At 68.6% G+C, this 21,440-nt stretch carries 24 protein-coding genes; 11 read left to right on the top strand and 13 right to left on the bottom strand.

All coding sequences use genetic code 11. The annotated features are described in order from the left end of the window. The 5 genes from BM417_RS38730 to BM417_RS38750 are packed head-to-tail and all read right to left on the bottom strand — an operon-like array spanning position 1 to position 5,404. On the bottom strand, positions 1–1,119 hold the full coding sequence (locus BM417_RS38730) for a branched-chain amino acid ABC transporter permease (protein ID WP_218164701.1): 1,119 nt from the start codon (positions 1,117–1,119) through the stop codon (positions 1–3). Next, the gene (locus BM417_RS38735) at positions 1,116–2,003 is read right to left on the bottom strand and encodes a branched-chain amino acid ABC transporter permease (protein WP_093604813.1); all 888 of its coding nucleotides are present in this window, start codon (positions 2,001–2,003) and stop codon (positions 1,116–1,118) included. The genes BM417_RS38730 and BM417_RS38735 overlap by 4 nt, the downstream gene beginning before the upstream one ends. Then, on the bottom strand, positions 1,996–3,816 hold the full coding sequence (locus BM417_RS38740) for an AMP-dependent synthetase/ligase (protein ID WP_093604815.1): 1,821 nt from the start codon (positions 3,814–3,816) through the stop codon (positions 1,996–1,998). The genes BM417_RS38735 and BM417_RS38740 overlap by 8 nt, the downstream gene beginning before the upstream one ends. After that, a complete protein-coding gene (locus BM417_RS38745; protein WP_177320845.1) occupies positions 3,813–4,631 on the bottom strand; it encodes an ABC transporter ATP-binding protein in 819 nt (272 codons plus the stop codon). The genes BM417_RS38740 and BM417_RS38745 overlap by 4 nt, the downstream gene beginning before the upstream one ends. Beyond that, the gene (locus BM417_RS38750) at positions 4,628–5,404 is read right to left on the bottom strand and encodes an ABC transporter ATP-binding protein (protein ID WP_407656203.1); all 777 of its coding nucleotides are present in this window, start codon (positions 5,402–5,404) and stop codon (positions 4,628–4,630) included. The genes BM417_RS38745 and BM417_RS38750 overlap by 4 nt, the downstream gene beginning before the upstream one ends. Positions 5,405–5,614: 210 nt before the next feature. Here BM417_RS38750 and BM417_RS38755 point away from each other — a divergent pair, with 210 nt between their 5' ends. The 6 genes from BM417_RS38755 (at position 5,615) to BM417_RS38780 (ending at position 9,611) form a co-directional block, all read left to right on the top strand. Then, the gene (locus BM417_RS38755) at positions 5,615–6,079 is read left to right on the top strand and encodes an SRPBCC family protein (protein ID WP_093604821.1); all 465 of its coding nucleotides are present in this window, start codon (positions 5,615–5,617) and stop codon (positions 6,077–6,079) included. Between the two features lie 12 nt (positions 6,080–6,091). Further along, positions 6,092–6,811 (top strand): SigB/SigF/SigG family RNA polymerase sigma factor, encoded by a 720-nt coding sequence (locus BM417_RS38760; RefSeq protein WP_093604823.1) that lies wholly within the window; start codon positions 6,092–6,094, stop codon positions 6,809–6,811. 42 nt (positions 6,812–6,853) lie between these two features. Beyond that, positions 6,854–7,276 carry a DUF4383 domain-containing protein gene (locus BM417_RS38765; protein ID WP_177320846.1) on the top strand — a complete coding sequence of 141 codons (423 nt, stop codon included), beginning with the start codon at positions 6,854–6,856 and terminating at the stop codon, positions 7,274–7,276. A gap of 113 nt (positions 7,277–7,389) precedes the next feature. Then, positions 7,390–8,457, top strand: a complete 1,068-nt coding sequence (locus BM417_RS38770; RefSeq protein WP_093604827.1) for a carboxylate-amine ligase — start codon at positions 7,390–7,392, stop codon at positions 8,455–8,457. Beyond that, positions 8,457–9,224 (top strand): iron-containing redox enzyme family protein, encoded by a 768-nt coding sequence (locus tag BM417_RS38775; protein WP_143138992.1) that lies wholly within the window; start codon positions 8,457–8,459, stop codon positions 9,222–9,224. The genes BM417_RS38770 and BM417_RS38775 overlap by 1 nt, the downstream gene beginning before the upstream one ends. A gap of 21 nt (positions 9,225–9,245) precedes the next feature. Then, complete coding sequence (locus BM417_RS38780; RefSeq protein ID WP_177320847.1) at positions 9,246–9,611, top strand: STAS domain-containing protein; 366 nt, start codon at positions 9,246–9,248, stop codon at positions 9,609–9,611. On the opposite strand, the gene BM417_RS38785 is transcribed toward BM417_RS38780, so the two are convergent. The 5 genes from BM417_RS38785 to BM417_RS38805 all read right to left on the bottom strand — a co-directional run bounded on the left by BM417_RS38785 (position 9,596) and on the right by BM417_RS38805 (position 13,680). Next, positions 9,596–9,940, bottom strand: a complete 345-nt coding sequence (locus BM417_RS38785) for a Rossmann-fold NAD(P)-binding domain-containing protein (RefSeq protein ID WP_218164702.1) — start codon at positions 9,938–9,940, stop codon at positions 9,596–9,598. The genes BM417_RS38780 and BM417_RS38785 overlap by 16 nt on opposite strands. Positions 9,941–9,950: 10 nt before the next feature. After that, positions 9,951–10,397 carry a nucleoside deaminase gene (locus tag BM417_RS38790; RefSeq protein WP_093604833.1) on the bottom strand — a complete coding sequence of 149 codons (447 nt, stop codon included), beginning with the start codon at positions 10,395–10,397 and terminating at the stop codon, positions 9,951–9,953. Positions 10,398–10,407: 10 nt separating this feature from the next. Then, positions 10,408–12,732 carry an immune inhibitor A domain-containing protein gene (locus tag BM417_RS38795; protein WP_093604834.1) on the bottom strand — a complete coding sequence of 775 codons (2,325 nt, stop codon included), beginning with the start codon at positions 12,730–12,732 and terminating at the stop codon, positions 10,408–10,410. Between the two features lie 94 nt (positions 12,733–12,826). Next, positions 12,827–13,345: a hypothetical protein gene (locus tag BM417_RS38800; protein ID WP_143138993.1), complete on the bottom strand. Its 519-nt coding sequence runs from the start codon at positions 13,343–13,345 to the stop codon at positions 12,827–12,829. A 5-nt stretch (positions 13,346–13,350) separates the two neighbouring features. Then, a complete protein-coding gene (locus tag BM417_RS38805; protein WP_093604838.1) occupies positions 13,351–13,680 on the bottom strand; it encodes a TfoX/Sxy family protein in 330 nt (109 codons plus the stop codon). A 120-nt stretch (positions 13,681–13,800) separates the two neighbouring features. Here BM417_RS38805 and BM417_RS38810 point away from each other — a divergent pair, with 120 nt between their 5' ends. Then, positions 13,801–14,037, top strand: coding sequence for a YggT family protein (locus BM417_RS38810; protein ID WP_245822567.1), 237 nt, complete (start codon positions 13,801–13,803; stop codon positions 14,035–14,037). Here BM417_RS38810 and BM417_RS38815 read toward each other — a convergent pair. Further along, positions 14,018–15,553, bottom strand: coding sequence for an FAD-binding oxidoreductase (locus BM417_RS38815; RefSeq protein ID WP_093604840.1), 1,536 nt, complete (start codon positions 15,551–15,553; stop codon positions 14,018–14,020). The two genes, BM417_RS38810 and BM417_RS38815, sit on opposite strands and share 20 nt — an antisense overlap. Positions 15,554–15,623: 70 nt before the next feature. Here BM417_RS38815 and BM417_RS38820 point away from each other — a divergent pair, with 70 nt between their 5' ends. Next, positions 15,624–16,418 (top strand): hypothetical protein, encoded by a 795-nt coding sequence (locus BM417_RS38820; protein WP_143138994.1) that lies wholly within the window; start codon positions 15,624–15,626, stop codon positions 16,416–16,418. Here the strand turns inward: BM417_RS38820 and BM417_RS38825 are convergent. Then, on the bottom strand, positions 16,415–19,003 hold the full coding sequence (locus BM417_RS38825; RefSeq protein ID WP_245822568.1) for a CHAT domain-containing protein: 2,589 nt from the start codon (positions 19,001–19,003) through the stop codon (positions 16,415–16,417). The two genes, BM417_RS38820 and BM417_RS38825, sit on opposite strands and share 4 nt — an antisense overlap. Beyond that, entirely contained in the window at positions 19,000–19,422 is a 423-nt protein-coding gene (locus tag BM417_RS49535) for a hypothetical protein (protein WP_245822569.1), read from the bottom strand. Before BM417_RS49535 ends, BM417_RS38825 begins: the two co-directional genes overlap by 4 nt. On the opposite strand from BM417_RS49535, the gene BM417_RS38830 reads away from it, so the two are divergent. Genes BM417_RS38830 through BM417_RS38840 form a run of 3 tightly spaced genes read left to right on the top strand, consistent with a single transcriptional unit; the run spans position 19,393 to position 21,373 of the window. After that, positions 19,393–20,280 (top strand): S8 family peptidase, encoded by an 888-nt coding sequence (locus BM417_RS38830; RefSeq protein WP_245822570.1) that lies wholly within the window; start codon positions 19,393–19,395, stop codon positions 20,278–20,280. The genes BM417_RS49535 and BM417_RS38830 overlap by 30 nt on opposite strands. 54 nt (positions 20,281–20,334) lie before the next feature. After that, a complete protein-coding gene (locus tag BM417_RS38835) occupies positions 20,335–20,952 on the top strand; it encodes an RNA polymerase sigma factor (protein ID WP_093604844.1) in 618 nt (205 codons plus the stop codon). After that, entirely contained in the window at positions 20,930–21,373 is a 444-nt protein-coding gene (locus BM417_RS38840; RefSeq protein WP_093604846.1) for a hypothetical protein, read from the top strand. Before BM417_RS38835 ends, BM417_RS38840 begins: the two co-directional genes overlap by 23 nt. The last annotated feature ends 67 nt before the right edge of the window (positions 21,374–21,440 follow it).

Genomic DNA, 21,440 nt, shown 5'->3' on the forward strand with positions numbered 1-21,440 from the left:
TCAGTACGAGAACGGCCAGGTGCGCCAGTAGTTGCGGACGCGGACCCAGATGCCGAACAACCCGCGTGGCTCGACGATGAGGAACACGATGATGAGCACGCCGTAGAGCACGGCCTCCAACTGGAAGACCGTGATCACGCCGGTCGCGTCACCACTGATGAACGGCAGCACCGTGGGGAGTTCCCTGGTGATGCGTGGCAGCAAGGTGATGAAGAGCGCGCCCATGATCGCTCCGGAGATGGTGCCCGCGCCGCCGATGAGCACCATCGCGATGTACTGCACTGACAACAGCAGGTTGAACGAGCCCGGATCGAAGAACCCGTTCACCACGAACAACAACGCGCCCGCGACACCCGCGTAGAACGAGGACACCGCGAACGCCAGGACCTTGTACTTCGTCAGGTCGACGCCGATCACCGACGCGGCCAGGTCCCGGTCCCGCACCGCCGCGAACGCCCGCCCGACCCGCGAGCGCACCAGATTCCGCGCCAGCACACCGAAGATCACCAGCAGCACGAACATCAGCAGGTACAGCTGCTGTGCCGCCGTGAACATCCCGTTGTCCTGATCCAGCCGCACCCCGAAGAGCTCCGGCACGGCCGCGGGCCGTCCGACTCCCGGGCCGCCGGTCAGCGACGTCCACTCCCGGAACACGTGCTCTCCCAGGAAGACCAGCCCCAGCGTCACGATCGCGAGGTAGAGGCCCCGCAGCCGCACCGCCACCGGCGCCACCAGGACGCCGAAGAGCGCGGCCACCAATCCCGAGGCCAGCAGCCAGATCGGCAGCGACGTGATGCCGAAGCCGATCACCCGCCCGGTCTCGGGGCCGCTCAAAGCCGCGCCCGTGTACGCACCGATCGCGAGGAAGAACGCGTGCCCCAACGAGACCTGGCCCGCGTAGCCCGTGACGATGTTCAGCCCGATCGCACCGATCGCCGCCACGAACCCGGTGGCGAGCAACTGCAGCAGATCGTCGGTGATCATGAACGGCAGCACCAGTGCGACAACGACGAGTCCGCCCGACCACGCGCGTTTGGGACGCGTGTTCAGGAAACCCATGTCCTGCTTGTAAGAGGTGTACAGCTCTGGCCTGCCCTTGATGGTCGTTGGCCTCTTCACAGCCGTTCCACCTCCTTCTTGCCGAATAGTCCGTACGGTCTGACGAGCAAAACGAGCAGCATCAACGCGTACGGCGCGACCAGCCCGAAGTTCGATCCGAGCCACGGCGCGAAATCACCCTGGTAGGTGCCGAAGAGCGACTCGACGACACCGACCGCGAGCCCGCCGACCACCGCCCCGCCCAACGACTCCAGGCCGCCGAGGATGATCGCGGGCAACGCCTTCAGCGCCACGATCCAGAGCTGCTGGTCGACACCGGCGCCCGTCGCGACGAACACGCCGGCCAGCGCGGCGAGCCCGCCCGCCAGCGCCCACGACAGCGCGAACACCGACCCGACCGAGATCCCCTGCGCCAGCGCGACCTCCTGGTCGTAGGCGACGGCCCGCATCGCGAGCCCGATCCGCGAGTAGCGGAAGAACGCGAACAGCGCGACCGTCACGACAGCGGTCGTCGCGATCATCACCAGATACCGCTGCTGCACCTCGGCGCCCAGGAAGTTCACCGTGTTCAGGCCCCACGGGTCACCGACCTGCCGGACGTCGAGGCCGATGAACGCGTTCGTCACCACCCTGACCACGACGTCCACGCCGATGGTGATGATCGCGACCACGAACACCGGTTTGCCGACCATCGGCCGCAGCACCGTGCGTTCGACTCCCAGCGCCAGCACCGCGATCACCACGGCGGCCACGAGAACCGCGCCGACGAACGACACCGCGGGTGAGAGGTACGAGACCAGCACCGCGCCCGCCAGCATGAACGCCGGCTGCGCGAAGCTGATCACCTGCGTCGACTTGTAGATGATCACGAAGCCGAGCGCGAGCAGTGAGTAAATGGATCCGGTGCCGAGACCCCGGATCAGCGACTGGAGAAACTCATCCATACATGCTCTCCACGAGGTCGTCAAACATCTTGCCCAGCGCGGATCTCTTGACCTTCTGCGTCGCGGTCAGCTCGCCGTCCTCGTGGTCGAGCTCCTTGGGGAACATGCGGAACTTCTTGATCTGCTCGACCGTGGCGAACTTGCCGTTCGCCTCGGTCACGATCTTCTGCACCAGTTCCAGGACCTCCGGTTTCTCCGACAGGTCCCGGTAGGTGGTGTAGGTGATCCGGCGCTGTTGCGCCCAGTGGCCGACCGTCTCGAGCTCGATGCCGATCAACGCCACCAGGTACGCCCGCTGGTCGCCGATCACCACGGCCTCCTTGATGTACGGGGAGGTCTTCAGCGCGTTCTCGAGCTCGGACGGCGCGATGTTCTTGCCGCCCGCGGTGATGATGATGTCCTTCATCCGGTCGGTGATCTTGACGTGCGTGCCGTCGACCCACTCGCCGACGTCGCCGGTGTGCAGCCAGCCGTCGTTCAGGACCCGGCCGGTGGACTCGGGATCCTGCCAGTAGCCCGCGAACGTGCCGCCGTGCCTGGTGAGGATCTCGCCGGTCTCCTCGTCGATCCGGAGCTCGGTGCCGGGCTGGGGCTCGCCGACCGTGCCGATCTTGACGCGGCCCGGCCGGTTTCCCGTCGCCACGGCGGTGTTCTCGGTCATGCCGTAGACCTCGTGCATCGGCACCCCGATGCCCATGAAGAACTTCAGCACGTCCGGTGCGATCGGCGCGGCACCGGACGCCGCGTACCGGACGTGGCGCATGCCGATCCGGGCCTTCAGCGCGCGGAAGCAGAACAGCCAGCCCAGCGCGTAGACCAACCGGCTCTTGCCCGTGTGCCTGCCGCCGTTGTGCACCAGCGTTTCGCCGATGCTTTCTGCGCGTTTGAGCCAGAACCGGGTCGTCGTGCGCTTGAGCCGGGAAGCGGACGAGACGCCGATCGTGACGCCCGCCAGCACCTTCTCCCAGATGCGCGGAACGCCGAACAGGATCGTCGGCTGCACCTCGCGCAGGTTCGCCTGCACCGTCTCGATCGACTCGGCGAAGTGGACCTGCACGCCGCTGGCCGCGCTGAACCACGTCGTGAAGATGCGCTCGGCGACGTGGCACAACGGCAGGTAGGACAACGTGACGTCGGCGGGGGACGGCGGTGGCGAAGTGAAACCGCCGCCCTCCACCAGCACGTGGACGGCGAACTCGACGTTGGCGACGGTGAGCATCGCGCCTTTCGGCGGTCCGGTGGTTCCGGACGTGTAGATCAACGTCATGACGTCGTCGGGCTCGGTCTGCGCCATGCGTTCGGCGAGCTCACCGGGGAACGAGTCGCGGTGCTGCGCCCCCAGCGCCAGGAAGTCCTCCCAGGCCAGGAGTTTCGGGTTGTCGTAGCGGCCCTTGATCCCGCGGGGCTCGACGTAGACGATCCATTCCAGGTCGGGGGTGTCCTCCAGCACCAGCAACGCCTTGTCGACCTGTTCCTGGTCCTCGGCGATGAGGATCCGCGTGCCGGAGTGGGACAGGAGGTAGGCGACCTCGGACGCGGGGTTCGTCGGGTAGAGCCCGACCGTGATGCCTCTGGCCGCGACGATGCCGAGGTCGGCGTAGAGCCATTCGCGGCGGTTCTCGGAGTGGATCGCGACCCGGTCGCCCGGTTGCAGGCCCAGCGCGAGCAACGCGTGCCCGACCAGTTCGACGTTCGCCCAGTAGCCGGACCAGGTGACCTCCTGCCAGATGCCGAAGTCCTTGGCCCGCAGGGCGATCTGGTCGGGCGTGTGCTCGGCCCTGTTCTTCACCCGCGTGACAACGGTTGTGGTCATGGCGTCACGCTCTTGTGCTGCTCGCCGAGGTAGGCGCGGATGACGTCGGGATCCTGCTGCACCTCCGCGGGCGTGCCGGTGCGGATCGGGCGGCCGAAGTCCATGACCATCACCCGGTCGGCGAGGTCCATCACGAGGCCCATGTCGTGCTCCACCATGATCATCGGGATGTTCAGTTCCTCGCGGACGTCGAGGATGAACCGGGCCATGTCCTCGGTCTCCTCGACGTTCATGCCCGCGACCGGCTCGTCGAGCAGCAGGAGCTTGGGCTCCATCGCGAGCGCCCGGCCCAGTTCGACGCGCTTCTGCACGCCGTAGGGCAGCAGGCCGACCGGGAACCGGCGCCACTGCTCCAGTTCCAGGAAGTCGATGACGTCCTCGACCGCGGCCCTGTTCTTCAGCTCCTCGTTCCTTGCTTTACCGAGCCAGAAGAACGCCGACAGCGCGCCGTACCGCATGTGGTTGTGGCGGCCGAGCATGAGGTTGTCGACGACGGTGAGGTGCGAGAACAGCTCGATATTCTGGAACGTGCGGGCCATGCCCTGCGCGGCGATGCGGTGCGGCCGCATGCCGATCAGGTTCTGGTCGCGGAACCGCACGGTGCCCTGCTGCGGCCGGTAGACGCCGCTCAGGACGTTGAAGATGGACGTCTTGCCGGCGCCGTTCGGGCCGATGATGGCGAAGAGCTCGCCCTCCTCGACGCTGAACGACACCCCGTCGACGGCCACGACGCCGTCGAACGCGAGCCGGACGTCGGTGACTTCCAGAACGGAAGTGGACGGCGCCTCCGTTGGGGCACGTACGTCGGCGCTCACGACAGCCACCTCTTCCTGCGCTTGTAGTGCTTGACCGCACGGAACGAGGAGGTGCCGAGGCCGAGGTAGAACTCGCGGATGTCGTCGTCGGCGAGCAGCGCCTGCGCCGGCTTGTCCATCACGACCTTGCCGGTCTCCAGCACGTAGCCGTGGTCGGCGATGGAGAGCGCCATGCTGGCGTTCTGCTCGACCAGCAGGACGGTGGTGCCCTGTTCGTTGATCTTCACGACGAGGTCGCGGATCTGCTGCACCAGCAGCGGCGCGAGGCCGAGGCTGGGCTCGTCCAGCAGGAGGTAGGACGGTTCCGACATCAGCGCCCGGCCGATCGAGAGCATCTGCTGCTCGCCGCCGGACAGGTACCCCGCGCTCTGTCTTCGCCTTTCCAGCAGCCGCGGAAAGAGCTCGTAGCAGCGGTCCAGGTTCTGCTTGAGCCGCTTGGGTCTCGCGTGGCCGCCGACCTTGAGGTTCTCCTCGACGGTCAGCTCGGCCAGGATTCTGCGGCCCTCCAGGGCCTGTTTGATGCCTCTGTCGGCGATCTTCGCCGGTGGGAGGCGGTGGATCGGTTCACCGTCGAGCGTGATCGAGCCCTTGGTGACCTTGCCGTCGTGCACGTCGAGCAGGCCGCTGAAGGCCCTCATCAACGTCGTTTTCCCAGCTCCGTTCGCTCCGAGCAGAGCCACGACCTTGCCCTGGGGCACCTTCAGGCTCACGCCCCGGAGCACCAGCATCACGTCGTCGTAGACAACCTCAAGGTTGTTCGCCTCGAGCACCAGCGCCTCCTAGAGCCCCTTACATACCGCGCAGTATGCCGCTCCTGTTACGTGGATCACATAGCGATTTGACCACTGTGGGCGAATTCGTGATGCGCAGATGGCGATTGGATCAGCACTCAGCGTGACCGTCCACAGTAGACCGGTGTCGAATGTGTAACGAGGCGCGACCCGGGTACTCACCTGATGACGACAACCGATCGAGGAGGTTTTGTGACCACCATTGAGAAGTCGGTGGACGTCCTAGTGCCTGTGAGCACGGCGTACAACCAGTGGACCCAGTTCGAGTCCTTCCCGGCGTTCATGGACGGCGTGGAGAAGATCGACCAGGTCACGCCGACCAGGACCCACTGGACGACGAAGATCGGCGGGGTCGTCCGCGAGTTCGACGCCGAGATCACCGAACAGCACGCCGACGAGCGCGTCGCGTGGACGTCGGTCGAGGGCCCGCCGCAGGGCGGCGTGGTGACGTTCCACCGCATCGACAACGAGACGACTCGGGTGCACCTCCAGATGGAGTACGAGCCCGAGACCCTCACCGAGAAGGCCGGAGCCGCGCTCGGCGTGGTCAGCCACCGGGTCGAGGGCGACCTGAAGCGGTTCAAGGAGTTCATCGAGAACCGCGGCACCGAGACCGGCGCCTGGCGTGGCGACGTGACGCCGCCGCCGCAGGTCTGATCGCGGTGCGCTTTGACGCCAGACCAGCACGCGGCGTTCGAGGAACTCGCCCGCACCTCCCGTGACTCGCGGTGCTACTACGCGCTGCGGGACCGGCTGGTGCGCGAGTACCTCCCGCTCGCCCGGCACATAGCCCGCCGCTTCAGTGAACGCGGCGAGCCCATCGAGGACCTCGCGCAGGTGGCGGCGGTCGGGCTGATCAACGCCATCGACCGGTTCGACGTGGGCCGGCAGACGGACTTCCTGTCCTATGCCGTGCCCACGATCACCGGTGAGGTGCGGCGCCACTTCCGCGACCAGTGCTGGGCGGTGCGGGTCCCCCGCAGGTTGAAAGAGCTGTGCGACTCGATCGACGGTGCCACCGCCGAGCTGTCGCACCGGACCGGGCGATCTCCCACTCCCTCCGAGATCGCCCGGCACCTGGGGGTGTCGCTCACCGACGTCTACGAGGGCCTGCGGATCGAGAAGAACGTGGCGTTCGCGCCGCTCGACTCGCTGGAAGGCTCGACCGTCGACGACCCGGCGCTGGAAGGCGTCGAGATCCACGAGGCCCTGCAGCCGATGCTGCGGGGCCTTCCCCGGCGCGAGAGGACCATCGTGGTCCTGCGGTTCTTCGGCCGGCTCACCCAGACCGAGATCGCCCGCCGCGTCGGCATCTCCCAGATGCACGTGTCGCGGCTGCTCACCAAGTCATTGGAGCAGCTGCGGCACGACCTGCTGGCGGAAGAGTGAAATGAGCGAGCGGGCATGTCCGTTTCTGGCGATACTGACCTCATGAACCGGTTGCGGTGGCCTCAGAAGCTGGCGCTCGGCACTGGCGCCGTGCTCGCGCTGTGGGGAGTGGCCGGGTTTCTCGTGACCGGCTTCTCGTCCTTCGCGGGCGAGTCCGAGACCTGGATCCTCGGGCTGCGCGTCAACCCCCTGCAGAACGTCATCCACCTGGTCTTCGGCGCCGCACTGCTGCTGTCCGCTCCCCGCCTGAAGGCGCTGAGCGGCACCGCGCTGCTGGTGGCGGTGCTGTTCCTGGTGCTGTTCGGGCTGGGCCTGGCCCGCTACGACGACGAGGTCGTCAACTTCCTGAACGTGAACCCCGGCTCGAACGCGCTGCACTTCCTGGCCGGGTTCGCGTCGCTGGCCGCGGCGCAGGGTGCCGCGTGGTGCCGGCAGTGCGACCGGGCCGCCCTCAAGTCTGTCTGAGCAGCCTGCGGACCGCCCGTTCCGGATCGCCCCGGCCGCGCCACCGACCGCGCCGCCGTCTCATCCGGCCACTCCGAGGTTGATCACCGTGGAACGCGGGTACCCGCCCCGCGATGAGTCACTACACGGTCGGCGTGGAGCAGGAGTTCCTGCTGGTAGATCCCGATTCGCGGCGGCCGGCGGCACTGGCACCACGGGTCAGGGAGATCTCCAGCGCGCCCGGTGACCTCGACGTGCAGGGCGAGCTGACGCCGTTCCAGATCGAGGTGGCCACCGGCGTCACCTCGTCCTTCGAGGAACTGAGCGACCAGGTGCGGCAGGGACGGCGGGTGCTCGTGAACGCCGCCGACGAGGCCGGGTGCCGGCTCGTGGCGACGGGCGTGCCGCCGATCGGCGAGGCCGGTCCCCCTCCCGGATCGGATGACCCCCGCTATCACCGGATCGAGTACTCCCATCGAAGACTTGTATCCGGAACGGGCGTGTGCGGATTGCATGTGCACGTGGGTGTCTCATCGAAGTCCGAAGCATTGGCGGCGTCGAACAAGCTGCGGGCATGGCTGCCGACGTTGCTGGCACTGAGCGCCAATTCCCCGTACGCCCGGGGAGAGGACACCGGGTACGCGAGCTGGCGGTCGATGGTGTGGTCGCGCTGGCCGGTGAGCGGGCCGCCGCCGTTCTGGAACGGACCCGCCGACTACGACCGCACCGTGGACGCGTTGATCAGCTCGGAAGCGTTGATGGACAGGGCGATGGTGTACTGGGACGTCCGCCCCTCTGCCGATCATCCGACGGTTGAGGTGCGCGTCGCGGACATTCCCCAGCTGGCAACGGAAGTCGCGGTTCTCGCGGAGTTGATCCGGGCCCTCGTCGTGACGGAACCCTCCGAACAGCGGGTGGACGATTCCGTGCTGCGAGCGGCATATTGGCGGGCGTCGCGCGACGGGGTCGACGGACTGGCCGCCGATCCACACACCGGAAAACTCTCCCCCGCGTTCGACCGAGCGGTGTCGCTCGTCGAGCACGTCGCGGTCGCGCTGCGCGATCGTGGCACTCTGTCTACTGTGGAGCAGCAGTTGGACTGGTTGCGCCACAACGGCTGCGGTGCCGCTCGACAACGACGCTGCCCGGACCCCGAGTCCCTTGTGGACATGCTGATCGCCCGAACGCGTGAGGAAACCTGATGCGCCTCCCCGCTCCCCGCGGCCACATGAGCTCAGCCCTGGTCGCAGCGCTGCGCCTGCCGCCCCCACCGCGGCCCGCGCTGCTCGTCAGCGGCGGAACCAGGGACGCGTGGCTCGACGACGACCTCCAGCTGTCGCTGTGGATCTGCTACGAGCTGCGGATGCGCGGCTTCGACGACGTCGCCGCAGGCTGGGAGGACCATCCCGCGCTGGCCCAGTTCCACGCGGCCCTGGAAGCGCGCTGGGAGAAGGCACTGCGGTCGTTGACCGAGGTCACCTCGCCCGCCGCGTTGTCGGCGGAGGGACTGACCGAACTGCGGCAGCACCACGCGTTCTGGCAGCCGCGCCGCGAGATGCGGTCGGTGCTGCGCGACATCCAGGGCGACGCCTACGGCACGCGTTCCGAGCGGACGCATTCGGTGCTGTTCACCGTGACGTTGCGCGACCTGGAACCGTCCGTCGGCGTCGACGAAATGCCCGCGCCGACCCTGGCCCTCGCGAACGCGCTGTCGTTGTTCGGCCTGCACCGGCGACTGGTCGGTGCCCTGGTCGGGTTCCTGACCGCGGTCGACACGATCGGCGGTGACCCGTTCGCGCAACTGCTGCCCGTCCAGTGCCCGCCCGACGACATCCGCCTCGGCTTCGCCGCGTGCCACGAACTGCACGCTCGCCTGACCCAGCACGTCCACGTTTCCCAGCAGGCAGGCCGCACCTCGCTGAGGGGCCGTCGACCGCCGGTTTCGAGCCGGGTTAACGTGGGGTGCTGACCGCCCATTGAAGGAGATCGCGTGCCTGACCCCACCGCTCTGGCCACCGTGGTCGCCGACCGGATCGCACCGGACGTCGCCGTGCTGCACGTGTCCGGCGAACTGGACACCACGTCCAGCGGCGAGCTGACCGGACCGCTCGAAAGCAACGTCGCTGAGGGGCAGCGGGCCATCGTCGTGGATCTGGGCGGCGTGAAGTTCCTGGGTTCCGCCGGGCTGGAGGCTCTCGTCCTCGGCCAGCAACGTGCTTCGCAGGCCGGCGTCGAGTTCGTCGTGGTGGCTTCGTCGCGGGCCGCGTTGCGGCCGATCGAGGCGACCGGGCTGGACGCGGTGTTCACGATCCTGGGCTCGATGGACGAGGCCGTGGAGCGCTACTCGGCGAAGTAGCCGCCGGTCGGCCCGTCCGGCCCGATCCGCGCCATCCGCTCGACGGCGCCGGTGTTCTGCTCGGCGGCGTTGATCCGCATCCGGGGGAACGCCTTCGCGTACTGCACGGTGACCACGTTGACCGCTGCCGCGGACGGCGAGTCCTGAGGGCCGCTGACGTTCACCACGACGGGGGCCGCCGACCGTTCCAGCAACGGCAGGTAGGCCTGCAGGACGCGGGCCGCGCCTTCGAGTGCGCCCTCGAACGTCTCCTCCGCGGCTCCGCCGTGGTTGACCAGCACGTCGAGCGAGTCCAGGGTCGCGGCCGAGGTGATCAGCACAGAAGCCATGCGTCCCACGTTAATCCTGGCCGATGTCCTCGTACCAGAGCTCGGGGCGTTCGGCGATGAACGTCGTCATCAGCTCGACCAGCGCGGGATCCTCGACGACGGTGATGCCGACGCCGTGCTCGGCCAGCCAGTCGTGGCCGCCGTGGAAGGTCGTGGCCTCGCCGATCAGGACGTTCGAGATGCCGAACTGGCGGACCAGGCCGCTGCAGTACCAGCACGGCGACAGGGTCGTGACCATGGTCGTGCCGCGGTAGCCGCGCTGGCGGCCCGCGTTGCGGAAGGCCGAGGTCTCCGCGTGCATCGAGGCGTCGCCGTCCTGCACTCGCCGGTTGTGACCCCGGCCCAGCAGACGGCCGTCGCCGTCGAAGAGTGCCGCGCCGATGGGGATTCCGCCTTCGGCGAGTCCCATCCGCGCCTCTTCGACGGCGACGGCCAGCATGTCTTCAGCAGCAGTCATGCATTCGACGCTACTTCGTCTTGTACAACTTCACCGTCATCGACGTGCCGCTCTGCCGCAGAACCTTCAGGCCGACACCGACTGCGGGCAGCTTCACGCCCGCGTTCGGCTGCTCGGCGTACCAGAACTGCTTGGTGTCGTCGAACGTCGGCTGGGCCGCCGCGCCGCGGACGTAGGACGCCTTGCCGTTGACGTGCAACGTGAAGGAGTCCGACTTCTGCAGTGAGAACGGCGCGTCGTACCCGCCGACGGTCGGCGACCAGCGCTGGCCCTCCAGGTTGTAGAGCGGCGCCGGGTTGGCGTCGATCGGCAGGATCAGGCCCTCACCGGGGTGTTCGCTGACGTTGTTGTCGAGGAAGCTCGTGTTCCACAACGACACCAGCAGACCGTCCTGGTACGGGAAGTGCTCCACGAAGTCGGGCTTGTCCGGGAAGCTGTAGCGGTACGGGCCGGTCCGGTTGTACTTGCCGTACGACTCGTAGGTGCGGTTCGAGGCGATGTAGAACTGGTCGAACGCCTTCGTCTCCTTGCCCTCGGTCGTGCGGAAGCCGCGCGTGGTCCACAGACCTGCGGTCTCACCGCCGTCCGTCAGCACCGGTGCGCCGTCCGCGGTCACCGTGATCTGATCGGCGAAGAAGCCCTGCAACGCAAGGGCACCGTCAGTGCGGTAGGCGAAGCGCAGCTTGGTGTTCTTGCCGGCGTACGCGTCGAGTGACACGTTCACGTCGACCCACTGGTTGTCCGACGAGCTGCTGATCGCCGGCGAGTCGCCGGAGTCGCGGGCGAACGGCTGACCACCGGCGGTGCCGTCGAGCTGCGTCCAGCTACCGTCCTCATTGGACGCCTCGACGTAGAGGTAGTCGTAGTCGACCTCGATGTCGAAGCGCGCCTTCAACGTCAGCGACGCGCTGGTCTTGCCGCGCAGGTCGAGCGGGGCCGTCATGGAGTGGTCGAGGTCGTTGCCCTTCTCGCTCCACCACATCCTGCTGCCCGCGAAGGGAGCGCCGTAGTCGAAGTTCTTCGAGATGTCCGGCAGCACGACCACGAGCCCCTGGGCCTTGGCGCTGTTGTACTCGTGCGGGCCGAGGTCGAAGACGCGTTCCTGACCGGCGACCGCGACCTCGTAGTCGAGCCAGCCGAGCTGGAGCTTGTCCCACGCGGAGAACTCGTTGGCGCGCTCGCCGGGAGCCTCACCAGGGGCGTTCACCCGGTTCTGGGCCATGATCGACCACCAGTTGACGCCGTTCGTGCCGCCGTTGGTGTCGTAGTGGTCCGGCAGGCCGAGGTCGTGGCCGAACTCGTGCGCGAAGACGCTCACGCCGCCGTTCTCGGGCTGCACGGTGTAGTCGCCGACCCAGATGCCGGTGTCACCGATCGGCGCGCCACCGAGCTTGTTGCTGCCAGGACCGGACGTGTAGTTCTTGTACGCGTAACCGCGGTGGCTCCAGAGCGCGTCCTCGCCCTGCAACGGGTCGCCGTCGGCCTGGTCGCCACCGGCGTGCACGATCTGGAAGTGGTCGATGTAGCCGTCGGCCTCGTTGAAGTCGCCGTCGGAGTCGTAGTCGTAGCGGTCCCACTGGTCGTACTCGGCCAGCGCCGCCTTGATCTGCTCGGTCGTCCTGCCCGCGGCCTTCTGGTCGGCGACCCACTGCGTGACCGCGTCCTTGATGAGCTCACGCGAGTTGTTGCAGATGTTGTCGTTGCACGGGTAGCCGTTGCTGCGGCCGTAGCGCGCCTCGTTGTACTGGACCTTCACCCAGTCCGTGACGAGCCCGTTGACCGTGTACCGGCCCGACGACTGCTTGTCGTAGAAGTTCGCGACGGAGTTGGCGTCCTTCTTGCGGCTGAAGTACAGGTCCTGGAAGTACTTCTGGCTGAAGTCCTTGCGCCAGATCGTCGTGTTGTCCACGGCCCGGTTCGGCTCCGGGATCTGGTTGTGCACCGGCCCGTCGAACCGCTGCGGCCCCGGCGTGGCCGGGTTCGTGTCGCGGTCGGGGTAGTCGGGGTGCCGCTCGTTGCCGAACTCCGTGAGGATCACGAAGATCTTGTCGGTCTTCTCCCGCTTGAGCTCGACGTACTGGTCCTTGTCCTGCTTCTTGCCGACCTTCGCGACGGTGCTGCTCCCCCGCTTCTCGGTCGTGGCCTGACCGGTCAGCACGTCGGCGAGCGCCTGCTGCTTCAACGCGCGGCGCTTGATCTCCAGCTCGTGCGGCTGCTCGTCGGACTGCCGCGTCTCCTGCGCCTCGGGCTGCGCGGGCGGCGTCGCCGTCGCCGGTGTGACCATGCCAGCGGTGATGAGCGCGAGCGCCGCTGCTCCCGCCAGAACTCTTCGCACTTGTCGTTCCCCTCTCGGAATCCCGAGCGCACGCTACGTAGGGGATTTTCGGCTCGACACGTCCGAAGGTCGGGAGAAAAGGGACATGAGGCTGTCAGTCGGTGCGACCGGCGAAGTGGTCGATGTCGCCGAGCGCGTCCTCGGCTCTGCCCGCGCAGTCCGGATCGCCGAGCAGCTCCCGCAGCCGCGGCACGACCTCGGGCAGCACCTCGCGGTCGATCCTGCCCACGTGTCCCAGGCACGTGACGGCGAGCTGGGCGAGACCCCGGTCAGCGCCGCGGGTCACGTCGAGCAGGATGCGCTGCAACTGCTCGCGTTCCGGGTCGTGGCGAACGAGGGCGAGCATGGCCTGGTAAGCGTCGAGGCCGCCCGCGCGAAGCTCGCCGTGCCAGCGGACGACGCACTCGTCGAGCACGACCCCGGCCGCCCGGTCCAGCCACTCGCCGACGTCCCCGGTCACCGTCGCCCAGCCGCCACCCTCGGCACGCACGACCAGTTCGTCGTCCACCACGCCGACGAGCGGGTCACCGTCCCACTCGAACACGACGCCACCGAGCGCCTCCGTCTCAGTGATGTCGCGCCACCCGTCGAGCTCCTCCCGGACCCGTTCCACCAGGCTCACTTCGGCGGCAGCGCTTCCACGAACTCGCGGCACCGCGCGATCCAGTCCTCCAGCGCCTCGTCCTCCGCCACCGCCTCGCCGTCGACGACCACCCAGCCGTTCATCGGCCGTCCGGTGAAGTCGAAGACGCGGGCGCCCGGCTGGGCCAGCGCGTCGGCCTGCGCCTCGGGGCCGACGCGCGCTATCAGGTCCGAGCCCAGGGCTCCTACCAGCATGTTTCCTCGCCACATGAACACCAGGCTGCCGAACATCTTCCTGGTGCTCAGGTCCGGAAGGTCGCCCAGCGACTCGCCCAGACGGTGGGCAAGGCCCTCGTCGTACGCCACACGCTGAATACTGTCTCAGCGAGTTGCCAGGCGCCTCTCAGTTTCGTGTGGCTTCATGGACATACAGGACGTAAGGAGGCCCTCTTGTTCGGCTTGGTCGGATGGATCGTCGGTTGGATCTTGACGCTGTTCATCCTCGTGATGATCGGCCGGATGATCGTGGACTGGGCGGTCACGCTGCAGGCGCGCGGTGACTGGGTGTGGAAGGTGCGGCGGGTGACGCACGGCGTCACCGAGCCTGTGCTGGCGCCGGTGCGCAAGGTGTTGCCGCCCGTGCGGTTCGGTGGGTTCGGGCTGGACCTCGCGTTCACGGTGGTGTTCATCGCGGCGCTGATCCTCAGGTCGATCGTGTGGTGAGGACGCCGGGGTTGAGCACGCCCTGAGGGTCCAGTGCGGCCTTGGCACCGGACAGGGCCGCGCCGAAGACGTCCGGGCGTTGGCGCGTGTACCAGGGCATGTGGTCGCGGCCGACGGAGTGGTGGTGCGTGATCGTGCCGCCCGATTCGATGAGCGCCTCGGACACCGCGGCCTTGATCTCGTCCCACTGCGCGGTGAGGCTGCCCCAGCGACCCGGCGCGTAGATGCCGTAGTAGGGCGCGGGCCCGTCCGGGTAGACGTGGGTGAAGCGGCACGTGACGACGCCGATGCCGCACACCTTCCGCAACGCCTCGGTCGCCGCTTCCGTCACCGCCGCGTGCAGTCCGGCGAAGCGGTCCCAGGTGCAGGCCGTCTCGAACGTCTCGGTGATCATCGCGTGCTGGGCCATCGCGTCCCGCTGGTAGGGCATGCGCAGGAACGACTTCCGCCACTGCTGCGCCGCTCCCTCGACGACCTCGCCGTCACCGCAGAGCTCCACCGCGCGGGCGAGCAACCCGTCGACGGGATGGTCGGCGGACTCGAAGGCCAGCACCAGCACGGACGACGGCGACCCTGCGTTGAGGAACGCCTCCGCCGGATCCAGCAGCCGGCAGTTGGCGGGATGCAGCCCGGACTGCGCGATCAGCCGCGTCGCCTCGACGGCCCGTTCCCACGACGCGAACCGCACCGAGGCGCCCGCCCGGTGCACCGGCGGCTCCTGCAACCGCATCCACGCCTCCGTGATCACCCCCAAAGTGCCCTCGGAACCGAGGAAGAGCCGGTCCGGCGACGGTCCCGCACCCGACCCGGGCAACCGGCGCGACTCGGAGATCCCGCTCGGCGTCACGACCCGCAGCGACTCGGTCAGGTCGTCGATGTGCGTGTAGAGCGTGGCGTAGTGACCACCGGCGCGCGTCGCGAGCCAGCCGCCGAGCGTCGAGAACTCGAACGACTGCGGGAAGTGCCGCAACGTCAGCCCGTGCGGCTTCAGCTGGGCTTCCAGCGACGGCCCCAGCACCCCCGCCTGAATCCGCGCGGCACGACTGGTCGGGTCGACCTCCAGCACCTGGTCCAGCCTGCCGAGGTCCAGCGTGACGACCCGGTCCAGGTCACGAGGTTCGACCCCGCCGACGACGGAAGTGCCGCCGCCAAAGGGAATCAGCGCGACGTCGTTCGACCCGCACCAGTCGAGCACGTCCACGACGTCCTGCTCGGTGCGCGGCCGGGCCACGGCGTCCGGCAGCGGCCCGACGTCGCCGGCGAGGTTGCGGGTGACGTCGCGATAAGCCTGGCCGCGGGCGTGCGCGAGCCGGTCGACGGGATCGGTCGAGTAGAGGTCGCCCGGCGGGTCGATGCGCGACTCGGGCAGGTCCAGCGACGACGGATCCGGTGGCTCGTGGAACGTCAGGTCCGCGTCCGGCAGCACGGCCCGGACCCGCTCGACCAGCGCACGGCGTTCATCGGGGGTGACGGCGTCCTCGACGTTGCCCCAGCCCCACCACGACCTCGTTGTCATGACGAGCAACCATAAGCGAAACGCTCGAGTTCTGGAATGCCCTGGAGCGGAAAGCGCTAGCGTCGCTGCCATGAAGCCTGGGGGGACAACGGCTTTGACCGCGGCGGTGCTCGCCGTGGTGGCGGCCGGTTACTTCATGACACGCCCGGACGGCAACAGCGCCACCGACGAGAAGGCCAGGCAGGTCGCCGAGCGCATCGGCTACCCGCGCGGCACCGACGGCAACGCCTACGCCCGTTCCGCGTTGGAGGGCAGCACCGACCAGAAGTACTTCGCGGTCCTGGAGATCACCGACAGTCCGACCGACGACCCGCAGAAGGTGCGCGCCGGCCTGCTCTTCCGGATCTACGACCCCGGCACCTCCGAGTCACCGCCGAGCTTCCGGCTCTGGGATGAGGACCCGGTGACCGCCTGCTACCGCGCCGACTTCAACTACTACGGCGTCACCGACGGCGGCCCCGACCGCGTCCGCTGCCCCGCCGACGCCAAACCGATCGTGCCGCCGCCTGCCCAGCGCACCGGCGTTCCGGAGAACTACCCCGAAGCCTTCAAGACCATTCTCACCGCGCTGCCGCCCGCCCCGACGCAGGACGAGGTGCTCGCGGAGTTGCGCGCGAAACTCCCGCCGATGCCGGTCGATCCGGAGACCAAGCTGCCCTGGAAGGAGCCGCGCCTCGACGCGTTCGTCAAGGACGGCGCCATCGGCATCATCGCCGCCGGCGGTGGCGACTGCCTCAACGGAGTGCGGCTGGCCAACGGAACGGTCGAGGCCTGGCACCCGCCGCGCGTGCAGACCCAGCCGGGCGAGATCGGCTGTTCCGGCCAGAGCGCGCTGGTCCTCTACACCACGCCTCCGCCGCACTAACCCGCGCCGAAGCAGACGAAGCCGACGGCCGCCGCGTAGGCAGCGTCGTCGGCAGAGGCCCGTTGCACCGCCGCCAAAGCCTCGGCCGGAGCCATCCCGGCGGCCAGCTTCTGGTGCAGCTCCACCATCACCGGAGCCGTCCCGTCGGTCGGCACCGGCACCACGGGCGCGATCAACGTCCGGGTGCCCAGCCCGAGCAGAGCAGCGGTGAAGCCCATCAGCTCATCACCGGGCCGGACAGCGGACTGCCCCGTGTCGCAGGCCGACAGCACCACCAGCGTCGGCGGGGTGTGCAGGCGTTCGATGTCGTAGACGGTCAACGGCCCGTCGGCCAGCTCCAGAGCCGAGAACAGCGGGTTGTCGACGCGGAACGAGCCGTGCGCGGCGATGTGGGCGAGCGCGGCACCGTCCATTGCGGACGCCACGGCGCTCACGGTCGCCTCGGCGTCGACCAGAACGCGTCCAGGCACATGCGCGCTGATGGCCTTGATCTCGGCAGGGGCGGCGGCCATGCGCGGCCCGGCGGCCAGTACGGCCTCACCGGAGGCATCAGGCACCGAGGTGGCGCGCAGCCAGACCGAGGCCGACGGCGCGACGGTCACCTGGCGGTTCAGGACGGCCCACGGCAGCCCGTTCAGAGCACCGGTCGGCACGACGACCAAAGGCCGGCCGTCGATCCGCGAAGCCAACGGGTCGAGCAGGCGGCGAGCCAGCAACGAAGCGGCGTGCGAGGCCGACGAGCGGGCCACGGCCATGTTCGGCAGCTGCGGCGGCAGGGTCACGAGGCGGTGCAGGGCGAAGCGGAGCAGGCGAATCTCGCGGACCACTCCCTCCACGGCGCCCAGGGAGTGCAGCGAAGCGCGGCCGCCGGCCAGGACGACGGCCATCAGCACGCCGTCGTACTCCACGAACTCGATCAGCGCCGACGAGCCCAGAGCGGAAACAAGTGAGCTGACCGCCGGTGGCTTGAAGACGGAGACCTCGCCGGACACCTGCCGGGTGAGGTCGCGGACGCGTTGCTCGGCGCGGACCAGCTTGGCGCGCAGGACACCGGCGGGTTTCCCGGCCAGCACGGCGGATTCCACGTCGGCCGCCACCGCGCGCAACGACGCCAAGGCGTCCTCGAGCCGGGGATCGTCGGGAGGCGACACGGACTTCATCCGCAACGCCCCGGCCCGCCAGCTCTCGGTCCACGACAGCACGCGCGCCGCGTTCCCCGAGGCCACCGCGAGTCGCAAGCCCTCCAGCGCGAGAGCCTGGCCCTGCACACCGGTCGACGCCCGCAGCTCGGCCGCGCCCAGCGACACCCGGTACTCGTCCAGCAGCCCGATCCCCCGGCGCAACGCGGAGGAGGTCCCCCGCACGTCGCCAGAAAGCTTGCGGCGCAACGCTTCCGCGTACCAGCCGCGCACGCGCAGACCGGCCGGGCCGCGCAGGCGGGCACCGGCGGCGACGGAGAACTCCGCGACGGCACGGGCGCGGTGGCCCAGGTCGGCGGCGACCAGGCCGGCGTCGATGCGGGCCTCCAGGGCGGGCAGCCGCCAGTCCATCGCGTCCAGCTCGGAGGCGACCCGCGACAAGGCCAGCCTCAGCGGACGGGAACGGTCACCGCGCAGCACGGCCGCGTGCAGTTCCAGGTAGCGCGCGCCGGCCGCCCACAGCAGGCGTTGCTCGCGGCGGAACCGACGACGCGCCTCGGCGGCGAAGGAGTTGGCGGCGTCGGGATCGTCGTCCAGCAACGCGATCCGGGCGCGAAAGTACAGGGCCTCCGAGACGCCCAGCGGGTTCTTCAGCGCCTTCAGCTCGGTGATCGCGCGGTCGGCCGCGGCGCGGGCCTCGTCCAGCAGCGGCACCGAGACGAGCAATTCCAGCCGGTTGACCAGCAGCACCGGCCGCATCACGTCGAGGCGCCGGTGCACCTCTTCTGCCTTGTCGAACAACGTCAGCGCGGCGGGGACGTCACCGCCGCGGGTCGCCATGATGCCGGCGTTCCAGTGCACGTCGGCGACTCCCAGCTCCTGGCCGAGCTCGCCCAGCAAGGAAGCCGCCAGCTCGAAGTCCGCCGACGCCTCACGCATGTTCCCCACGTACGCGCGCACGAGGCCGCGATTGTTGAGAGCGCGCGCTTCGACCAGTTGGTCCCCCACGCGACGTGCGCCGGCGATGGCCGCGGTGTAGTCGCGCTGCGCGTCGTCGTAGCGGGTCAGGTAGTGGAAGACGACGCCGCGTTGCATCAGGGCGGCCACCGAGTCCGCGCCGGTCAGTTCCGGCATGGCGTCGTCCAGCAACGTCAGCGCGGCCTTCTGCTTGCCCGTGTAGGCGAGCACCCACGCGAGGCTCATCTGGGCCAAGGCGGCCAGCCTGGGCAGCCCCGCGTCCGAGGCGATCCTGATCGAGCGGCGCAGATGCCTGGCCGCGCCGGGGAAGTCGTGCATCTCCCGCAGCGCGAGGCCGATCGCGCGCTCGGCGATCGACCATTCCGAGCGATCATCCGTCGCGCGAAGGACAGCGCGGGCCATCTCCACGGCCGCGCGCGGGTTGCGCTGCCTGGCCTCCAGCGCGTCCTCCGCACAAAAGTCGGTCACGGCAACACTTTATCCGCTGTGGTAGCTTGATCAAGCTCGGTCGGGGTGCCCGTCAACGCTGCTTTAGTGAGGCCGTGGTGTCGAAAACGCCAGAAAGCGCGGAGCTTTACCAAAGAGCTTTCCTGCAGCTCATCGCCGAGGACAAGAACATCAGCTTCCACGCCGAACGCGGGCGTGAATTCCTTTATCGACCCGGCCAGTTGCTCGTCGCGGCCGAGGACCAACAACGCGTGATCGAGAAACTGCGCGAAAACAACATCGTCGCCCGGCCCGGCGAAGGATTCGCCGGATTGGCGCGATTGACGTTGCCGAACAACGCGGAGGACATTCCCCGCATTGTTCGTCTGTTGCGGGATCAACGAAACTGGCCGAACGAGCGCGTCCCCCTCGTGCAGCCGCACCACGTGATCGTCGGGCACGGCGGCCTCGTCATGGGCAACCCCGGCGACCGGCCCTACCCGACCGACCCGGTGTCCGCGCCGAAGTTCGACGAGCGCCTCAAGGACGTCCGGGTCGGCATCATCGACACGGGCATCTCGCAGGGCGCCGACAGCGAGCACTCCGACTGGTTCGGCGGCCGCTACGCCAAGGAGGCCGACGACGTCGACCCCGCCTACAGCAACGGCGACAACTTCGCGTTGCAGGGCGGCCACGGCACGTTCGTCGCGGGCGTCATCCAGAACGCCGCGCCCGGCGTCACGTTCGACCCGGAGGTCGGCCTCGACCCGAACGGCTTCGGCGACGAGGAACGGCTCTGCCGCAAGATCACCGAGCTGGGCAAGAAGAAGATCAACCTGCTGAACCTGTCGCTCGGCTGCTTCACCGAGGACGACATCGCCTCCGAACCGCTGCGGCGCACCATCGAGGCCCTGCCCGGCGACATCGTCGTGGTGGCCTCGGCCGGCAACCAGGGCACGCAGCGGCCGAGCTGGCCCGCGGCGCTGTGCGGGGTCACCGCCGTCGCCGCCGCCCAGCAGGAGCGGGACGGTTCGATCGGCCCCGCCTTCTACTCGAACTGGGGCCACTGGGTCGACGCCTGCGCGATCGGCAACCGGGCCTCCACCTACCTCAAGGGCGAGTGGCAGCTGCCGGGCGAGGCCGCAGCCACGCCGTTCGCGCTCTGGGCGGAGTGGTACGGCACGTCGTTCGCCGCGCCACTGGTCACCGGCCGGATCGCCGCCACGATGGTGTCGGACGGCATCGGCGCAGCTCAGGCACGTGACAAACTGCTGAGCGGGCCGGAGCTCCATCCCGGCTACGGAGTTTTTGTCAAATAGTTGTATCTGGGGAGCAACCTCGGCCTCCGCCAGTTGTGACCGCAAGGAGTCGACGTGAGTTCTGCATCCCCGATCGCCGCGCTCGTACGCGCGGCGGCCGAGGGCGATCAGTCGGCGTGGAACGAGATCGTGGACCGTTACACGCCGCTGGTGGTGTCGGTGATCTACAAGCACCGGCTGCGCCCTTCGGATGCGGCCGACGTGAACCAGACGCTGTGGCTTCGGCTCGTGGAGCAGATCGGACGACTGCGCGAGCCGGAGGCACTGCCGGGCTGGATCATGACGACCACCCGCAACGAGTGCCTGCGCGTGCTGCGCGTGCAGCAGCGGACGCACCTCTACGACCCGTTGTCCGAGTCCGACGCGCTGGAGTCGGAGCAGGTGGACGCGGACGTGGAGGCGGACCTGCTGGCCGTGGAGCGGCGACAGGCGTTGCGCGATGGGTTCGCCGAGCTCACGGAGCAGTGCAAGCGGTTGCTGACGAAGCTGATGACCGATCCGCCGCCGAGCTACCAGGTCGTGAGCGAAGAGCTCGCGATGCCGGTCGGCAGCATCGGCCCGACGCGGATACGTTGCCTGGAGAAGTTGCGCAAGACCCCTGCGCTCTCAGCGTTCCTGGGATCGCCGTCGAAGAGAGGAGGTGTGCTGGGTGCGGCACGACTGGGACAGTGACGAAGTACTGCTCGACGCCTTGCGCGACGCGTTGAGCACACCTTCGGACGATGTGCCGCCGGAGTTCGTGGAGGCCGCGAAGGCCGCGTTCACCTGGCGGAACATCGACGAGGAACTGCTGCTCATCACGTCGTACGACTCCGTGCTGGACGACACGCTGTTCGCCCGTGCGCGGTCAACGTCGACGGCGCGGCAGCTGGTGTTCGACGCGGACGGCGTGATGCTTCAGGTGGAGGTGTCGGCGGCGGGGATCACCGGCCAGCTGATGCCTGCCACGGGGCCGGTCACGCTGGTGACGCCGACCGGCGACCACGAAACCGCGGTGGTCGACGAACTGGGGATGTTCGTCATGGGGATCGCGCCACGTGGACCGGTGAAGTTCCGGTTCGCAAGTGGTTGCACCGATTGGTTCATCCTCTGACTCACCATTCGTGTGATGGCTGAATTCCCTCGTTCGGACTACCTCTGCGGCCAGTAGGGTTATCGAC

Source organism: Lentzea waywayandensis (assembly GCF_900115955.1).
Classification (GTDB): Bacteria; Actinomycetota; Actinomycetes; order Mycobacteriales; family Pseudonocardiaceae; genus Lentzea; species Lentzea waywayandensis.

What these genes read in the sequence shown, in the direction of transcription:
- BM417_RS38815 (WP_093604840.1), bottom strand. Translation starts at nt 15,553, where the DNA reads ATGACAACGAGGTCGTGGTGGGGCTGGGGCAACGTCGAGGACGCCGTC.
- BM417_RS38775 (WP_143138992.1), top strand. Translation starts at nt 8,457, where the DNA reads ATGCGCCTCCCCGCTCCCCGCGGCCACATGAGCTCAGCCCTGGTCGCA.
- BM417_RS38765 (WP_177320846.1), top strand. Translation starts at nt 6,854, where the DNA reads ATGAACCGGTTGCGGTGGCCTCAGAAGCTGGCGCTCGGCACTGGCGCC.
- BM417_RS38785 (WP_218164702.1), bottom strand. Translation starts at nt 9,940, where the DNA reads ATGGCTTCTGTGCTGATCACCTCGGCCGCGACCCTGGACTCGCTCGAC.
- BM417_RS38770 (WP_093604827.1), top strand. Translation starts at nt 7,390, where the DNA reads ATGAGTCACTACACGGTCGGCGTGGAGCAGGAGTTCCTGCTGGTAGAT.
- BM417_RS38820 (WP_143138994.1), top strand. Translation starts at nt 15,624, where the DNA reads ATGAAGCCTGGGGGGACAACGGCTTTGACCGCGGCGGTGCTCGCCGTG.
- BM417_RS38735 (WP_093604813.1), bottom strand. Translation starts at nt 2,003, where the DNA reads ATGGATGAGTTTCTCCAGTCGCTGATCCGGGGTCTCGGCACCGGATCC.
- BM417_RS38740 (WP_093604815.1), bottom strand. Translation starts at nt 3,816, where the DNA reads ATGACCACAACCGTTGTCACGCGGGTGAAGAACAGGGCCGAGCACACG.
- BM417_RS38790 (WP_093604833.1), bottom strand. Translation starts at nt 10,397, where the DNA reads ATGACTGCTGCTGAAGACATGCTGGCCGTCGCCGTCGAAGAGGCGCGG.